At 63.4% G+C, this 15,448-nt stretch carries 20 protein-coding genes; 13 read left to right on the plus strand and 7 right to left on the minus strand.

Going from position 1 to position 15,448, the window contains the following annotated elements:
• Positions 1-117: 117 nt before the first annotated feature.
• Complete coding sequence (locus AAA969_RS13960) at positions 118-297, plus strand: hypothetical protein (protein ID WP_338246766.1); 180 nt, start codon at positions 118-120, stop codon at positions 295-297.
• On the opposite strand, the gene AAA969_RS13965 is transcribed toward AAA969_RS13960, so the two are convergent.
• Positions 285-2,156 carry a sodium:proton antiporter gene (locus tag AAA969_RS13965; protein WP_338246767.1) on the minus strand — a complete coding sequence of 624 codons (1,872 nt, stop codon included), beginning with the start codon at positions 2,154-2,156 and terminating at the stop codon, positions 285-287. The genes AAA969_RS13960 and AAA969_RS13965 overlap by 13 nt on opposite strands.
• Positions 2,157-2,222: 66 nt before the next feature.
• Between AAA969_RS13965 and AAA969_RS13970 the strand changes: the two genes are divergently transcribed.
• Positions 2,223-2,480 (plus strand): hypothetical protein, encoded by a 258-nt coding sequence (locus AAA969_RS13970; protein ID WP_338246769.1) that lies wholly within the window; start codon positions 2,223-2,225, stop codon positions 2,478-2,480.
• Here the strand turns inward: AAA969_RS13970 and AAA969_RS13975 are convergent.
• The gene (locus AAA969_RS13975) at positions 2,477-3,019 is read right to left on the minus strand and encodes a hypothetical protein (protein ID WP_338246770.1); all 543 of its coding nucleotides are present in this window, start codon (positions 3,017-3,019) and stop codon (positions 2,477-2,479) included. The two genes, AAA969_RS13970 and AAA969_RS13975, sit on opposite strands and share 4 nt — an antisense overlap.
• 62 nt (positions 3,020-3,081) lie before the next feature.
• Here AAA969_RS13975 and AAA969_RS13980 point away from each other — a divergent pair, with 62 nt between their 5' ends.
• Positions 3,082-4,077 (plus strand): glycerophosphodiester phosphodiesterase family protein, encoded by a 996-nt coding sequence (locus tag AAA969_RS13980; RefSeq protein ID WP_338246772.1) that lies wholly within the window; start codon positions 3,082-3,084, stop codon positions 4,075-4,077.
• 120 nt (positions 4,078-4,197) lie between these two features.
• On the opposite strand, the gene AAA969_RS13985 is transcribed toward AAA969_RS13980, so the two are convergent.
• Positions 4,198-4,410 (minus strand): cold-shock protein, encoded by a 213-nt coding sequence (locus tag AAA969_RS13985; protein WP_291843620.1) that lies wholly within the window; start codon positions 4,408-4,410, stop codon positions 4,198-4,200.
• Between the two features lie 299 nt (positions 4,411-4,709).
• On the opposite strand from AAA969_RS13985, the gene AAA969_RS13990 reads away from it, so the two are divergent.
• From AAA969_RS13990 to AAA969_RS14015, 6 genes are all read left to right on the plus strand, one after another.
• Entirely contained in the window at positions 4,710-5,300 is a 591-nt protein-coding gene (locus AAA969_RS13990) for a hypothetical protein (RefSeq protein WP_338246776.1), read from the plus strand.
• Entirely contained in the window at positions 5,297-5,608 is a 312-nt protein-coding gene (locus AAA969_RS13995; RefSeq protein ID WP_338246778.1) for a hypothetical protein, read from the plus strand. The genes AAA969_RS13990 and AAA969_RS13995 overlap by 4 nt, the downstream gene beginning before the upstream one ends.
• 165 nt (positions 5,609-5,773) lie before the next feature.
• Entirely contained in the window at positions 5,774-6,793 is a 1,020-nt protein-coding gene (locus AAA969_RS14000; protein ID WP_338246780.1) for an aspartate-semialdehyde dehydrogenase, read from the plus strand.
• A 104-nt stretch (positions 6,794-6,897) separates the two neighbouring features.
• The gene (rarD, locus tag AAA969_RS14005; protein WP_338246782.1) at positions 6,898-7,806 is read left to right on the plus strand and encodes an EamA family transporter RarD; all 909 of its coding nucleotides are present in this window, start codon (positions 6,898-6,900) and stop codon (positions 7,804-7,806) included.
• Between the two features lie 112 nt (positions 7,807-7,918).
• The gene (locus AAA969_RS14010; protein ID WP_338246784.1) at positions 7,919-8,878 is read left to right on the plus strand and encodes an alpha/beta fold hydrolase; all 960 of its coding nucleotides are present in this window, start codon (positions 7,919-7,921) and stop codon (positions 8,876-8,878) included.
• A 77-nt stretch (positions 8,879-8,955) separates the two neighbouring features.
• Entirely contained in the window at positions 8,956-9,357 is a 402-nt protein-coding gene (locus AAA969_RS14015; protein ID WP_338246786.1) for an STAS/SEC14 domain-containing protein, read from the plus strand.
• A gap of 6 nt (positions 9,358-9,363) precedes the next feature.
• On the opposite strand, the gene AAA969_RS14020 is transcribed toward AAA969_RS14015, so the two are convergent.
• On the minus strand, positions 9,364-10,503 hold the full coding sequence (locus tag AAA969_RS14020) for a serine hydrolase domain-containing protein (protein WP_338246788.1): 1,140 nt from the start codon (positions 10,501-10,503) through the stop codon (positions 9,364-9,366).
• Positions 10,504-10,535: 32 nt separating this feature from the next.
• Positions 10,536-11,411, minus strand: coding sequence for a PfkB family carbohydrate kinase (locus AAA969_RS14025; protein ID WP_338246789.1), 876 nt, complete (start codon positions 11,409-11,411; stop codon positions 10,536-10,538).
• Positions 11,412-11,456: 45 nt separating this feature from the next.
• On the opposite strand from AAA969_RS14025, the gene AAA969_RS14030 reads away from it, so the two are divergent.
• Both AAA969_RS14030 and arsC read left to right on the plus strand, forming a co-directional pair.
• Positions 11,457-12,305, plus strand: a complete 849-nt coding sequence (locus AAA969_RS14030) for an HpcH/HpaI aldolase/citrate lyase family protein (protein WP_338246791.1) — start codon at positions 11,457-11,459, stop codon at positions 12,303-12,305.
• Positions 12,306-12,390: 85 nt separating this feature from the next.
• Positions 12,391-12,744 (plus strand): arsenate reductase (glutaredoxin), encoded by a 354-nt coding sequence (gene arsC / locus AAA969_RS14035; RefSeq protein WP_338246793.1) that lies wholly within the window; start codon positions 12,391-12,393, stop codon positions 12,742-12,744.
• 13 nt (positions 12,745-12,757) lie between these two features.
• Here arsC and AAA969_RS14040 read toward each other — a convergent pair whose 3' ends face one another.
• Positions 12,758-13,282, minus strand: coding sequence for a GbsR/MarR family transcriptional regulator (locus AAA969_RS14040; protein ID WP_338246795.1), 525 nt, complete (start codon positions 13,280-13,282; stop codon positions 12,758-12,760).
• 175 nt (positions 13,283-13,457) lie between these two features.
• Between AAA969_RS14040 and AAA969_RS14045 the strand changes: the two genes are divergently transcribed.
• Positions 13,458-13,811: a hypothetical protein gene (locus AAA969_RS14045; protein WP_338246797.1), complete on the plus strand. Its 354-nt coding sequence runs from the start codon at positions 13,458-13,460 to the stop codon at positions 13,809-13,811.
• Here AAA969_RS14045 and AAA969_RS14050 read toward each other — a convergent pair whose 3' ends face one another.
• Positions 13,812-14,723, minus strand: coding sequence for a hydrogen peroxide-inducible genes activator (locus AAA969_RS14050; protein WP_338246799.1), 912 nt, complete (start codon positions 14,721-14,723; stop codon positions 13,812-13,814).
• Between the two features lie 124 nt (positions 14,724-14,847).
• Between AAA969_RS14050 and AAA969_RS14055 the strand changes: the two genes are divergently transcribed.
• Positions 14,848-15,393, plus strand: coding sequence for a peroxiredoxin (locus tag AAA969_RS14055; RefSeq protein WP_425325059.1), 546 nt, complete (start codon positions 14,848-14,850; stop codon positions 15,391-15,393).
• Positions 15,394-15,448: the final 55 nt, after the last annotated feature.

Below are 15,448 nucleotides of genomic sequence, written 5' to 3' on the forward strand. Positions count from 1 at the left end.
ACCAATCGTCAGGTTTCATCTGCGCGCAGCAGGGTTAATTCCCCATGAAGGCACGCGCTTGGGGGCTTGCGCTAAGCCCAAGCTGGCGGCACGATATGACCGAAGAGGGGCCTCATCATGTCAGTCAAGCGTTCACTTCTTGTCCTCGCCGTGCTCTTGGGCGCCGCCAGCCTGTCAGGCTGTATTGCGATCTATGACGGTACGGATGCCGTCTGCCCGCATGGCGACCCGAATGCGGATAACTGGCCCTATTGCGGTGGCGCCCCTCCGGGCGGGAACCAACCCTACGACAACTGATCGGCCTCGCTGTCAGCCACGGCGAGCTCGGGCGGCGCGAAACAGATGATGATCGTGCCCGGCTGAGCCGGTGCGTCGCGCCCTGATCCCAGTAGGTGGAAACTGCCATTGGGCATACGGGCGATCACCAGATCCGGCAGGTCGCCTACATCCTTGAGATAGGTCTCCAGCGGATAGGAGTCCGTCAGTTTCGTGTTGCGGAACCGCCAGCCCTGCCACCAGTCGCGGGCCAGGCTGTCATAGCCACGGCCGCGCCGGATCAGGGTCCGGCCGCGGGCGGTGAAGGCGATGGCTCGCGGGTCATCCTCCACCTTCTCGGCATCAATGGGCCCGTCAAAGCCGGACAACTGGAAGACCCGGCTGCGCCCCAATTCCGGGCCGTAATCGATACAGACGAGCGCGTTGTAGGCGTCGTTCGGGGAGGCTGCGAGCAAGGCCGAGAAGCGGGCCGGTTCTAGCTGCCAGTCGGCCGCTTCCGACAGCACCTCGCCGTAATGAACCTCGTGACCGGCGAGGCGGGCCGCCCGCAGGCGGCGCCAGCTGGTATCAGCGATGGTGACGGGGACCTCGGCCTTCTTCAGCGCATCGGCCAGACCGAGGCTCCAGGGATTGGCGCCGACAATCAGGAGCCGTTCGGGACCGGACTGCGACAGGCCCAGGAGTTTGGCGAGGGGTGAAACCGCGAATCCACAGCCGAAGACGCTGATGAAAATGGTGATGAAGACCAGCGGCGCGAGAATGGCCGCATCCTCGCGTCCGACCTCGATCAGGCTTGCTGCCAGATGCCCGGCGGCGGCGGCCGCGACAACCCCGCGCGGCCCGATCACCCCGACAAAGGCCGTCTCCTTGAGGTTCAGGCCCGAACCCAGGGTCGCCAGGGCAACGGTTACGGGCCGGACCACCAGGATGAACACCCCGACGAAAGCGAAATGCCAGGCATTGAGAGCCAGCAGATCGGCGGGGGCCAGATCCGCAGCCAGGACGACAAAGACACTGGCCACCAGGATGGAGGCGATCCCCTCCTTGAAGCGACGCATTTCCTCGATCGAGGCCAGGCGCGAATTCGCGACGACGAGGCCGAACAGGGTCACCGCGACAAGCCCGGTTTCATTGGCGAGCGCGTCGGCAACCGAGAAACAGACCAGAACCGACGCCAGCACCAGGGGGGCCTTCATCGGCTCGGGAACCCAGCCGCGCCGGAAGGCGCGCGACAGGCCTGCGCCGAAACCATAGCCCAGCGCGGCCCCGATCAGTGCCCCGAAGGCCAGCGCCATACCCGCTTGCACCCAATCCTGGCCAAGCGCGGTCTGGCGGATTGCCTCGAACACAAAGACCGCGGACAGGGCCCCGATCGGATCATTGACGATCCCCTCCCATTTGAGGACAGACGCGATCCGGCCCGGCAGCTTGGCCTGCCGCAGGAGCGGCAGGACCACGGTCGGCCCGGTCGTGGTCAGCAGCGCCCCGATCATGGCCGACAAGTCCCAGGCGAGGCCGGCAACATAGTGCAGGGCGAGCACCGCACCGGCCCACCCAAGCGGGTAACCGAGAAAAACCATCCGGCGCACCGGCCCCGAGGCATCACGCAGCTCGCGGAAATTCAGGGTGATCCCGCCCTCGAACAGGATGACCGCCACGGCGAGCGCGATCATCGGGCGCAGATAATCACCAAAGACCGCAGAGGGGTGAACGAGGGGCGTGCCGGCGACAAAGGCCCAGATCGGTCCAAGGATCAGGCCCGCGCCCATCATCAAGACGATGGACGGCCAGCGCAGGCGCCAGGCGAGCCATTGGGCGGCGACTCCTGAACCGGCGATGAGCGCGATGGTCAGGGTGAGGTCAGGTCCGGTCTCTATCATGGTGATCGTGTTAGCGCGTTTCGTTGCATTCGTCGCCCCGCGGGCGGCACACCCGGAGAGGCTGAAATGGAAACCCTGCCGCACGAGGCCCAACTGGCCCTGACATCATTCCTCGCGGCCCTGGCCATCGGCGGCCCCGTGGCTGTCCTGGGGACCGACAAGGCCGTCTCGCTCGCAGGCCTGGTGGCCCGCTTCGTGATCCGGCGCCGGCTCTTGACCAGCCTTTTGATCAGCCTGGTCGGCGGGGCCGGCATGATCGGCTCGGGCCTTTTAGGCCAGGGCGGCGCGCGAGTCGCGGGCCTTGTCAGCGGCTTCCTCGTCTAGCCCGCCCCTGGCCCGGCACCCGGCTCGGCATGCACCAGTTCGAAGCCGATCATACGCCCGCCATAATCGCCATTCTCATACAGATCCGCCTGATCGCTGAACCAGGCGATCAGGTGGGTATGCAGACGCTCGAACACGGTCGTGAGGTCGGCGTCCTCGACCGGCAGTTCGAGATCAAAGACCGGGCCGTTCATGATCGAAATCTCGACATGATGACCCTTCTTGGCGCAGCTCAGCACGAGGCGGGTCCAGTCGCCGGTTCGCGACACCTTTACCGCAAGCCCGAAGCCGATAGCCCCAAGCGGCAGAAAGCCGGCCCCGGAAACCGAGAAGGCTCCGGACTGGTAGGGCTGCGGCGTCCATTCCCCCTCGGGCGGCACCAGGTACACGCAGATACCGTCCTCGGCCCCGAGGAAGCGGCAAAACCCTGTGGAGATGTTCTCCGCCACGGAGCGGATCACCGCATAATTATCCAGGGAGCAAACGCCATAGCGCTCGGCCGCATCGGCCAACTCGTCAAACCGGGTCCTGTCGCGCATTTGTCACTCCCGTGCGATACCGGCACAGGCTAGTGTATCAAAGCCGAAACCGGGAGGGGGCCATGCGACAAATCTTTATGGGCATTGGGATTCTGGCGGGCCTAGCGGCCTGTACACCAGCCGAGGACGCGCAAATGCCACACGTCTGGACGACGTTGAACGGCCAAGCCCCGCTGGTGATCGCGCATCGTGGTGCCAGCGGTGAGCGCCCGGAACACACCCTTGAAGGCTACACGCTGGCGATCGAACAGGGCGCTGATGTGATCGAGCCCGATCTGGTCATGACGTCCGACGGCGTGCTCGTGGTCCGCCACGATCATTATCTCTCGACAACGACCGATGTCGCGGACCACCCCGAATTCGCCGACCGACGGCGCACCCAGGGCGATCAAACCGACTGGTGGGTGGAGGACTTCACCTTCGAGGAAATCCGCACCCTTCGCGCTCGCCAGCCCTGGCCGCAACGTGACCAGAGCTTCAATGATCAGTTCCTGATTCCGACCTTTGAAGAGGTGCTGGACCTGGCCGCTGCCCACGGCGTGCGAACCGAACCGGAAGTCAAAGTGCCGGGTCATTTCGCCGCGATCGGCCTCGACCCCCTGCCTGAACTCGTCCGCATCCTGCGCGAGCGTGATCTTGATGGCGCTGATGCCTCAACATCGATCCAGTGTTTCGAACCGGAATTTCTCGCCCGGCTGGATGGTGAGGTCGAGACCCCGCTGCTGATGCTGGTCTTCCCGATGATCGAGCTGGATCCGACCGCGGACCCGCTCACCCCCACCGTGGCGCTCGCCGATGCGGCCGGGTTTGCCGACGGGGTCGGTCCGAGCAAGTCGCTGATCATCACCCCCGATGGCGGGGACACCGGCTTTGTCGCCGCGGCTCACGCCCTCGGCCTCGCCGTCCACCCCTGGACCTTCCGTGACGATGTCCCGGTCGCAGAGGGCGTCGATGTCGAGACCGAGCTGCGGCAGGTTTACGCCCTCGGTGTGGATGGCGTGTTTGCCGACTTCCCGGCCACCGCCCTGCGGGTTCGCTCGGAGATGAGCGGGGACTAGTGTGTCAAGCCTGACCGGCGCGAACAGACAGGGGCAAAAGGAAAGACGGCTGCCCAAAGAAAAACGGCGCGGAGCTTTCGCTCCGCGCCGCCTTCTAGATCTTGCGATCCCTGAACTGCCTTAGTCGGCAAGCTGCAGGTCAACCGCCTTCGGACCCTTGCCGCGACGATCCGGCTCGGTTTCGAAGGAGACTTTCTGGCCATCGCTCAGACCCGGCAGACCAGAGGCCTGGACGGCAGAGATGTGCACGAAGACGTCATCGCCGCCCTCGTCCGGGGTGATGAAGCCAAAGCCTTTGCTTTGGTTGAAGAATTTAACGACACCTGTAGCCATTAGAGGGAACCTTCCCAGTATGCATGCCCCGCGTCCGGACATAAAATTGAAGCCGTGCCAGCGTCCTGACACCGATATTACGGACGTAGAAAGTCGGGGAAGGCTGAAGTCTATGGGTCCGATGGGACCCTGTCATGGAAGACCATGAACAGGCATCGGGTAGGCGATCAGTATTCCGTCCGGCCAGTTCGGCCGCCCGTCCGGGGTTTTATGCGCACGAAATCGGGCTCAAGGCAAATGAAACTCCAGTGGCGCTTTCCAGTCGGGGCTGCATAATCAAGCGTGGGAGACCTTTGCAAATGACCGTTCATGACCGGAACCAGTACATCCTCTCTCTCGGCGCTGTTGCGATGTCGGCCATCGCACTGTTGTTTGCATTCCTGGAACTTCGGTCCTCTGATCGGCAGCTCGACACATCGGTCTGGCCCTATGTCGACACGTCTTTTTCGCTGAATGCCAATTCGGCCAGCCTGACGCTCGCCAACAAGGGGCTTGGCCCGGCGCTGATCCATGAATTCCGCGTCCTCCATAACGGAGTCGAAATCCGTCATCCGCTTGAGCTGCCGCAATTCGCTGATGGGCGGGGCGGCAATTACTCGGTGACTACCGCGTCAGCGCCCGGCTCGGTGCTCGCGGTCGGTGAGGAGCTGACCTCCTTTGAGATTCGCGGCGAGAATGTCGGCCTCGGCATGGAGGCGGCTTTGCGGGATATTCAGATCGAGCTCTGCTATTGCTCCATCAACGGCGCCTGCTGGAGCAACCACTCGCAGGCCAATTTCCGCGAGCCGGTCGCCGCCTGTGCAGACCAGGACGTCGACATCGGTGATGCCCTCGACATTTTTCGCGAAACCAATAGCGATGTCTCGCCACAGGCCGAGGACACACCATGACCCGCCGCCGCTTTCTTGAGCGCACCCGCCGCAACCGGGACCGCCAGGCCGAAGCCGGTCGCGGCTTCAATCCGGCCGGCATGATCCGGCTGGCCTTCTTCGGGGTGGCGCTGGTGGTCGCGGCAGCGGTCTATGTGGGTTTCTGGCGTCAGGGCGAGACGATCTATGACGGGCCGTGGGGCGTGATGCAGCGGCTGATCACCCCACTCTTCCTCGGTATCAACGCGCTGGACCTCATCGTGATCCTGACCGTCGGCCTGATCGCCTGGCGCATCTGGGCCCGCATGAAGCGACCGCCCCGCGACTGATCCAGCCGCCGGGGAAATGGCGCGGCTCAGGGCTGTTTTGACCCCATCCGCGGGCGTTCCGGCCGCCATACCGCAAAATCATCCTAGCCAGCCCCTGCATGCGGGTTTATGTGCTGCGACACTGAATGGGGGGCTTCTCCCGGGTCTTTGAAAGGTGAAGTGGCAATGGGCGTCAAAGTTGCAGTGTTCGGAGCAACCGGAGCGGTGGGCAAGGAAATGCTCACCATTCTCGCGGAACGCCTCTTCCCGGCCGAGGAAGTCCATGCGCTTGCCAGCCGCAAGTCGATGGGCGTCGAACTGTCCTATGGCGACACCACCTTGCGCTGCAAGAATGCCGAGACGTTCGACTTCTCCAGCGTCGATCTTGTGCTGATGTCCGCCGGGGGTGACGTGTCCAGGGAGTGGACGCCGAAGATTACCAAGGCCGGCGCCATCGTCGTCGACAATTCCTCGGCCTGGCGTATGGATCCGGACGTCCCGCTGGTCGTGCCGGAGGTCAATCTCGACGCGCTCGACGGCGTGAAGAAGAAGGGCATTGTCGCCAATCCGAATTGCTCGACCATCCAGCTGGTCGTGGCGCTCAAGCCGATCCATGACCGGGTCGGCATCAAGCGTGTCAACTGCGCCACCTACCAGGCCGTGTCGGGTGCCGGTCAGGCCGCAATGGACGAACTCTGGGTCCAGACCAAGGGCATCTACGTCAATGACTCGGTGAACCCCGAGGCCTTCACCAAGCAGATTGCCTTCAACGTCATTCCCCACATCGACGTCTTCATGGAAGACGGCTCCACCAAGGAAGAGTGGAAGATGATGATGGAGACGAAGAAGATCCTCGACTCCAAGATCAAGCTGTTCGCGACCTGTGTCCGCGTCCCGGTCTTTGTTGGCCACTCGATCGCCACGCATCTCGAGCTGAACGCGCCGATGTCGGCCGATGAGGCCCGCAATCTCCTGCGCGAAAGCCCTGGCCTGATGGTCATCGACAAGCGCGAGGACGAGGGCTACGTGACCCCGGTCGAGTGCGTCGGCGAATTCGCCACCTTTGTCTCCCGCGTGCGCGAGGACCCGACCGTCGAGAATGGCCTGGCGATGTGGGTTGTCGCCGACAATCTGCGCAAGGGCGCCGCCCTGAACGCCGTGCAGATCGCCGAAGGCCTGCTGAACAAGGGCCTCCTGAGCCATTGATCCGGCTGCGCAGGGCGGCGCAAACCCGCCTTGCGCAAAATCCGGGTCGCCATTTTGTGACGGGCGACCTATGTGCGTCGGATCGCACTGCCCGAGGAGCCCGCATGTCCACCGATACAACGACCGATATGCGTCGGGCCCTCGCGGCGGGCATGACCGGCTATCTGATCTGGGGAATTTCGCCGCTCTATTTCCAGACCCTGGGCTTCGCCAGCGCGGTGGAGATCATTCTTCATCGGGTGATCTGGGCTGTGCCGCTGCTGATGGCGTCGCTCGCCCTGTCGGGCAAGTTGCGCGCGGCGCTCGGCGTGCTCGCCGACCGGCGCACCCTGCTGACCCTGCTCGCCACATCGGTTTTGATCTCGATCAACTGGTGGGGCTTCGTGTTCGCCGTGAATACCGGCCACGTGCTGCAAGCCTCGCTGGGCTATTACATCAACCCGCTGATGAGCGTTGCCGTCGGCGTGATCATCCTCCGCGAACCGCTAGGGCCGTGGCGGATCGCGGCGATCGCCCTGGCGGCGCTCGGCGTTGCCAACCAGATCATCACCGTCGGCCAGGTCCCGTGGATATCCCTGATGCTGGCGACAACCTTCACGGCCTATGGCTATCTGCGCAAAGTCGCCGCGGTTGATGGCCGCGTCGGCCTTTTGTGGGAGACGCTCTTCATCCTCCCCTTCGCAATCGTCGGGCTCGGCTGGTTGCAGGCCAGCGGCGGAGGTCACTTCTTCGAGACGCCTTTGCAGGCCGGCCTGCTGATGGCATCCGGACTGATCACCGTGGTGCCGTTGCTGCTCTACACCATCGGCGTGCGCGGCCTCCGCCTGTCGACCATGGGGCTGCTTCAGTTCACCGCGCCTTCAATCCAGTTCGCGATCGGCATCATGAGCGGCGAGACTTTCGAGACCGGCCATATGATCACCTTCGCGCTGATCTGGTCCGGCGTGGCCTGTTTCGCCTGGAGCCAGATGCGTCGCGACCGCAAGCTGGCCGCTGTCGAGGACGCAGGCTGAGCCGCGCGGCATTGCGCGCGCGCCCTTGACCCGGCGGAGTGGCTACTCTCTCCTGCTGAAGAAACCCAATCGATTGATCCACAACCACGTTTCGGATCGAAAGGCCTGACCCATGACCGATTTTCCGGCTCCCCAGCGGATCGCCACCAATGGTATCGAGCTCTCCGTCCATCTCGCCGGACCTGACGATGGCCAGCCCCTGCTTCTGGTCCATGGCTGGCCCGAGCTGGCCTATTCCTGGAAGAATCAGATCGCGCTGCTCGCCGAAGCCGGCTATCGGGTGATCGCGCCCGACCTGCGCGGTTTCGGCGGGTCCGATTGCCCGACCGGCATCGACGCCTATGACATCGACACGATGATCGCCGACCTGACTGGTCTGCTCGACACGCTGGGCCACGACAAGGCGGTCTGGATCGGGCATGACTGGGGCGGGATCATTACGTGGCATGCAGCCATGCTGGCCGCTGACCGGTTCGATGGCGTGATCGGGGTCAATACCCCCCATCTGCCGCGCGGATCCCAAGCGCCGACCGAGGCCTTTCGCGAACTGGGTGGCGAGGATCACTACATCCTGCGCTTCCAGCAACCGGGCTACGCGGAGCAGCGCTTCGAGGGCAAGGAGGACGCCTTCTTCGCTTTCATTTTCGGGGCGCCGCCGCGCGAAGGCAGGCTGGACGACTATTTTCCGGAGATCACCCATATCCCGGCCCAGTTCGAGAAATTCGCGGGCCGTCCGGAAGAGCGGATTGTCGTCAGGCCGGAAGACCGCGCCGTCTATGCCGAGGCCTACCGCAAGACCGGTTTTGGCCCGGGCATCAACCTGTACCGGAATTTTGATGCCAACTGGCAGCGCATGGGCGGCGTCGACCATCGCATTTCGTTGCCCTGCCTGATGGTTTCAGCCGAGCTGGACTTCATGCTGCCCCCGAAGCTCACGGGCTGGATGCCGGCCCTGTGCAAGGATGTCGAGTTCGCCGTCATCGATGGCTGCGGCCACTGGACGATGTGGGAAGCACCGGCCGAGCTGAACGGATATCTGCTCGACTGGCTGCAGAGGCGGTTTCCGGCCTGACAAGGGCGGCGACGAATTCAGTAGCGGATGACTACCTGAATATGATTATGCTTTGATCGTGTCTCCTGGAGGGCCGTATGGGCAAGGCGAACTGGATTCTGCACAGCGCACTGAAGATTGCCGAGCTCGATTTCGGCTCGAATACGACCATGCTGAATTTGCGGCATGCGATTGCGGAGCTGCCGGGCATGCCGGGTTGGGCCGGCGATTTCGACATGCTGTTGGTCATCAGCGAGCAATCGTCCCTGGACACTTTCACCCCGGAGGCGATGCGCGCGCACCAGACCTTCATGCGGACGTGGAATGAGCGCTATCGCAAGGGCCACGCCCCCAAGACCGCGCTGGTCTGCGCCAGTGATCTCAAGCGCATCATCCCGGAATTATGGGCCGCCATGACCCGGGAAGGCTGGAAAACGAAAATCCGCGTCTTCACCAATCGCGAGGAAGCGCTGGCGTGGCTGGCAGACGATCAGGCCTGACCCGACTCAAAGACAGCCATAGACCGCGTCGATAATCCGGACCGGGCGTGGATCTCCTGCCAGATAATGGTGCTGGCGGTTCATCACATAAGCACCGGTCAGGCCGCGGACCGGGTCGGCAAAGGCGCAGGAGCCGCCCCAGCCGGAATGACCAACGGTCTCCGGCGTCGGACCATAAAAGCCCGGCTTCACATTGCGCATCACCCCCGCCCCCCAGGACAGATCGAACGGCAGCACCTTGTCCGGACCGCTGACGCGTTCCTTGACCAGCTCTGCCAGCGTCGCCTCGGAGATGAAGCGTTTGCCGTCAAGGCGGCCGTGGTCGGCATAAACGGTCATCAGACGGGCCAGGGCGCCCGCTGTCGCATGCGCATTGGCGGCGGGAAACTCAGCCTTGCGCCATTCGGTCGCGCCGCGACGTCCGGGCGACGACCACGGCTTGAGAAAGGCCAGCTCACGCGGAAGGTTGGGTTCACCCAGATCGGGGACTTGTCTTGGCATGGCATGCTCGGCGGTGCGGGCATGCTCGCTTTCCGGCAAGCCGACATGAAAATCGATCCCGCGCGGACCACAAATCTCCTCACGCAGGATGGCGCCGATCGACCGGCCATCGGTTCGTCGGGCCAGCGCATCGGCAATAAAGCCGAAGGTGACCGGGTGGTAGCCGGAACCGGTGCCGAGCTCCCAGAGCGGAACCTGTCGCGCCAGCCTGTCTTCGATCAGAGCCGCGTCGAACCAGTCACCGGCATCCATCGCCTCGGCGATGCCTGACAGTCCGGCCTGGTGCGACAGCGCCTGGGCAACGGTCACAGCGGATTTGCCGCCAGCGGCAAATTCAGGCCAGTAGTCGGCGACCGGTGCGTCATAAGCCAGCAGCCCCCGGTCGACGAGGCGGGCGATCACCAGCGCCGCGATGGCCTTGCCGGTGGAATAGACCGGCACCAGCGTGTTGGCCGCCCAGTCAATCGACTTCTTTCGATCGGCCCAGCCGGCATGGATTTCCACAACCATCTCACCCTCGTGACAGAGGGCAAAGCCGGCGCCGATCTCGTCCTGATCGGTCCAATTCGCAAGAAAGGCCTCGGCAACCGGCTCGAAGCCGGGAGCGACATGACCGTGAAGGGCGGGCAGGGTAGCTGTGCTCATGACAGTCTGGCTAACGCGCGCCGCCTTGCCGATCAAGCGAGCTGGACGGCCTCGGCTTCCAGCGTGACCAGCGGGGCCGTCAGAACCGCCGCCGCCGCAACCAGCGGCAGTTCAGGCGCAGACCATTCCGCGGCCCGCATCACGAGACTGACCGTTGCGGCAACAGACTGTTCCAGCGACGTTTTTGCGTCCTCCCCGGCCAGCAGGTGCGTGACGAAAGCGGCCGTCAGGGCATCGCCCGTCCCGTTAGGTGCCTTGGGGAAGCGATCATGAACCACCAGCCACGCCTCGTGCTCATCGACATAGAGCACTCCGATCTGGCCATGCCGGGGAAGCGACGACACCAGAACCGGCCGCTCCATCGAGCGCGCCGCCCGGACGATTGAGGCCAGATCGGTCAGGGGCCGACCGGTGATATGGCCCAGCTCGAACAGATTGGGAGTCACCAGATGCGCGCGCGGGATCAACTGGTCCTTGATGGCAGCGGCGATCGCAGCGGACACGTAGAGGCCGCCCGGTGCATCCCCCATGATCGGATCAACCACAATAACGGGCTCCGGCGAGAAAGCCTTCACGCCCTTGTTGATGCGGCGCCCCTTGCGCACCACATCCATGACTGCGGCGCTATCAAAGACCTGGCCGACATCGGCGAAATACCCGGTCAGAACGACATCGGTTACGTCGAGCAGGCCCTGATCGGAAATACCCGACAGGACGCTTTCAAAGAGGTCCTGCTCGACCGGCCCGCCGCCTGGCAGACCCCAGCCCGGGTGACGCCCGTAGAGCACCGTCGGCACGAGCATGGTGTCGATCCCGGCAGCATTCATCACACGCTGCGAGACCCCGCCTCCGACCATGGAAGCGGCCACATGACTGGAAAGGATGAGGGCCATCGGCATGGAAAACATGCTATATCCAAAACGTCACCGAGCAGAAGCCCCGGAAGCGACTTGATGCGACGATTGATCCGTTCCGCCCTGTTTGTCCCGGCATCCAAACCGCGGGCGATCGAGAAGGCAGCCCATGTCGGCGCCGATCTGTTGATCCTCGATCTGGAGGATGCCGTCGGTCCGGACGAGAAGCCGGCCGCGCGTGACAGTGTCGATGAGGCGCTGCTTGCCTGGCAATCGTCGGGCGCCATCCGGGCTGTCCGGATCAATGCGCTCGACACCGAGTGGGGGGCGGCGGATATCCGCGCTGCCGCCCGGGCCGACGCGATCATCCTCCCGAAAGTTGAACAGGTCGGAGACCTGCATGCCGCGCGCTCGGCGCTCAGCTCCCATGGTTCGTCGATCCCGATCTGGGCGATGATCGAAACCCCGCTGGCCCTGATGGCCCTCAACGCCATCTCCGGGGCGGTCGGGACGGGCCTGGCCGGACTGATCGCGGGCACCAATGATCTGTGCAAGGCACTGCGCTGCTCCTCCGAACAGGGGCGGATCGCCCTGGTTCCCCATCTGGTCCACCTGGTCTGCGCGGCCCGCGCCCGCGGGCTTTATGTGCTGGACGGCGTCTACAACCAGTTCCGCGATCCGAAGGGTTTTCGCGCGGAAGCGGAACAGGGGCGGGCCCTCGGCTTTGACGGCAAGACACTGATCCATCCCGGTCAGGTGGACCTCGCTCACCTTTACTTTGGCCCGACATCGAGCGAGCTCGAGACCGCCGCTCGCATCGTTGCCGCCTTTGCCGACCCGGAAAACGCCGGAAAAGGCGTGATTTCGCTGGACGGCAACATGGTTGAGCGCCTTCACCTGGACGCCGCCCGCGCGCTGCTTTCGACAGCGAGCGGGAATGATTCCTGAGTCATGGAATGCAGTTTAAACGCAGGCCAAGACTTGATGTTGCCACACAAGACCGGCTTTCATGGCTGCGCTTGAGGAACCTTAAATGACCGATTCGACGATTATCTGGCACAACCCGCGCTGTTCAAAATCCCGCCAGACGCTGGCATTGCTCGAAGCCCGTGGCGGCGCGCTCGATGTGCGCGACTACATGGAAGACACGCCCAGCGTGGCGGAACTCAAGGCCGTCATGAAAATGCTGGGCTTCGCCTCCGCTCATGAATGGCTGCGCAAGGCCGAACCGGATTATCGTGAGCTGGGCCTGAAGGCTGTCGAGGATGAAGAGGCCCTCTTCAAGGCGATGACGAAGTTTCCCAAGCTGATCGAACGCCCGGTGGTGATCCACGGCGACAAGGCCATGATCGGTCGACCGCCGGAGCAGGTGCTCGAGCTGTTCTAGCCGCCTCGATTGTTCATCCGCCGACGAAGCGGGCGATCCGCGTTCCCATGTTCATCAGCTTGATCAAGGTGCCCTGGGGCAGCTTGCGGATCTGGGCGTACCAGCCGGTCAGGTTTGTGACGAAACCCTCCATGCGCCGCAGCCGTTCGATGGCCAGTTTCGGCGTGTCCGGATCGGCTTCAGCAGCGTCCGCGCATTCCCGCAGGATATCGATCATCGGATCGATCTCGCGCTGCTTTCTGGCCTCGGCGATTGCCATCAACATGTCCCACGGCTCATGGGTGGCGGTGAAATGATCGCGTCGATCACCGAGCACATGCTCCCGCTTCACCAGTCCCAGTGTTTGCAGCTCCTTGAGCGAATTGGAGACGTTGGATCGGGCGATCTGAAGCACGTCGGTGATCTCTTCGGCATGCAGGGGCCCTTCGGCGAGGTAGAGCAGGGCGTGGATCTGGGCAATGGACCGGTTCACCCCCCAGCGTGCCCCCATTTCTCCCCAATGGACGACGAAGCGTTGCATGGGCGCTGAGAGTTTCATGGGTGACAGCTTTCCTGAATTTCAGTCCTTACAGAAACTAACATTCTCTGCGCAGGGCCGTCACGTGTCCCGGTGCCGCACCGGGTCGAACGCCCATGGTTAATAACTTATCTATTTGAGATCCCGGCGAATACGGTGAAGCTCCAATTGGGCAAGACTGAAAAGAGAGACCGCCATGGAGCTCGCCATCATCGATGATGACCCCGTGGAGCACCTGATCCTGCGAGAGCTCGCGACGGCCATTCGCCCCGGGGTCGAAGTCTCCGGCTTTGTCTCCATCGAGCACTTCCTCGACGCGAACCCGGATCGCTTTGACCTGGTGTTTCTGGATCGTCGGTTGCCGCCCATCGAAACCTATTCGGAAAGCCTGCCGCTGATTTCGGAAGCCGGCTACACCGGCCATATTGTCCTGATGACAGCCGACAACTCGGAGGTCCAGGATGATCGCTACACGTTCAGACTGTCCGGTCCGATCGACAAGATCGAGCTGATCCGCGGGCAAAAACTGGCCGCTCTCCTCGCTGCCTGATCAGGCAGCAACCGCCGGGCTCTCCAGAATATCCCGGATCGCATTGCCCAGCTGGATCGCCTCCTCAGCCCGCGCAGACCCCTTGCGCCAGGCGACACCGATCTCCCGACCTGCGACCGGCGGGGTAAAGGCCCGCACTTCCAGCCCCATCCGGTCGACCAGGCCCGCATCGACCGCCATCCGCGGCAGCAAGGTCGCACCAAGCCCTGACTTCACCATGTGAACGAGCGTGTGCAGGCTGGTCGCCGCAAAGTCCGATCGCGCCGAGCCCGTCGAGCAGGCCGCCAGGGCGTGATCACGCAGGCAGTGTCCGTCTTCCAGCAGCAGCAGCGGTTCCTCGGCGAGGTCCGCCGGAGCGAGCTTTTCGCGCGCCGCCAACGGATGATCGGGCGGTCCGGCGAACAGGAATTCATCCGACCAGACCGCGTGGGTTTCGATCAGCGGCGCATCATAGGGAAGCGCGACCAGCGCCGCGTCGATGCGGCGCTCTCGCAAGGCGTCGAACAGTCGGTCGGTCAGATCCTCACGCAGAAAGAGTTCGATGTCGGGAAAGCGGGTCCGCAGCGCCGGCAGGACCCGGGGCAGGAGGAAGGGGGCTATCGTCGGGATTACACCGAGCTTGAACGGACCGGACAGGGGCTCACCCGCAGCCTGCGCGGCAATCACCAGGTCTTCCGCCTCTGTCATCACACGCTGGGCCCGCTCCAATACCACCTCCCCGGCCGGGGTCAGCACGGCGCCGCGTGCTCCGCGTTCAACCAGCACGGTGCCGAGTATTGTCTCGAGCTCCTTGATCGCGGCGCTGAGCGTGGGCTGGGTCACATAGACAGCCTCCGCCGCGCGCGAGAAGCTGCCATGCTCGGCGAGCGCGATGATGAATTGGAGTTGTCGGAGTGTGGGAAGCTGAGTCATGGGTATTGATATTACCTATGACTTACCCAAAAACAATCCATTGGATTTATCGATCTGGTGGCGGCATATCGGCGCCACCACAAACGCCGGCGTCAAGGCTGGCCCGACCAACTGGAGAGACATTATGCTGGGTATCGGCGAAAAACTTCCCGATTTTGAAATTGTTGGCGTCAAGCCGGGCTTCAACGCACACGAAGAAAACGGCGAGTCGGCCTTCGAGCCGATCAACCAGGAGAGCTTCGACGGCAAGTGGAAGGTCATCTTCTTCTACCCGAAGGATTTCACCTTTGTCTGCCCGACCGAGATCGTCGCCTTCGCCAACCTGGCTGAAGAATTTGCCGATCGCGATGCGGTCGTCATGGGCGGTTCGTCCGACAATGAGTTCTGCAAGCTGGCCTGGCGCCGCGAGCATCCGGACCTCGACAAGCTGGGCATGTGGCAGTTCGCTGACACGACCGGTTCGCTGATCGACAGCCTCGGCATCCGCTCCGAGGAAGGCGTGGCCTACCGCGCCACCTTCATCGTCGATCCGCACAATGTCATCCAGCACGTCTATGTGACCAATCTCAATGTCGGTCGCAATCCGGAAGACACGCTGCGCGTTCTCGACGCCCTTCAGACGGACGAGCTGTGCCCGTGCAACCGTCCGGTCGGCGGCGACACGCTCTAACGATCTGATACTGGCTGGCGGACCATCCCCTCCGAGGGTCCGCCAGCACCCTCCC

The organism is Maricaulis maris (assembly GCF_036322705.1).
GTDB classification, from domain to species: Bacteria; Pseudomonadota; Alphaproteobacteria; order Caulobacterales; family Maricaulaceae; genus Maricaulis; species Maricaulis maris_B.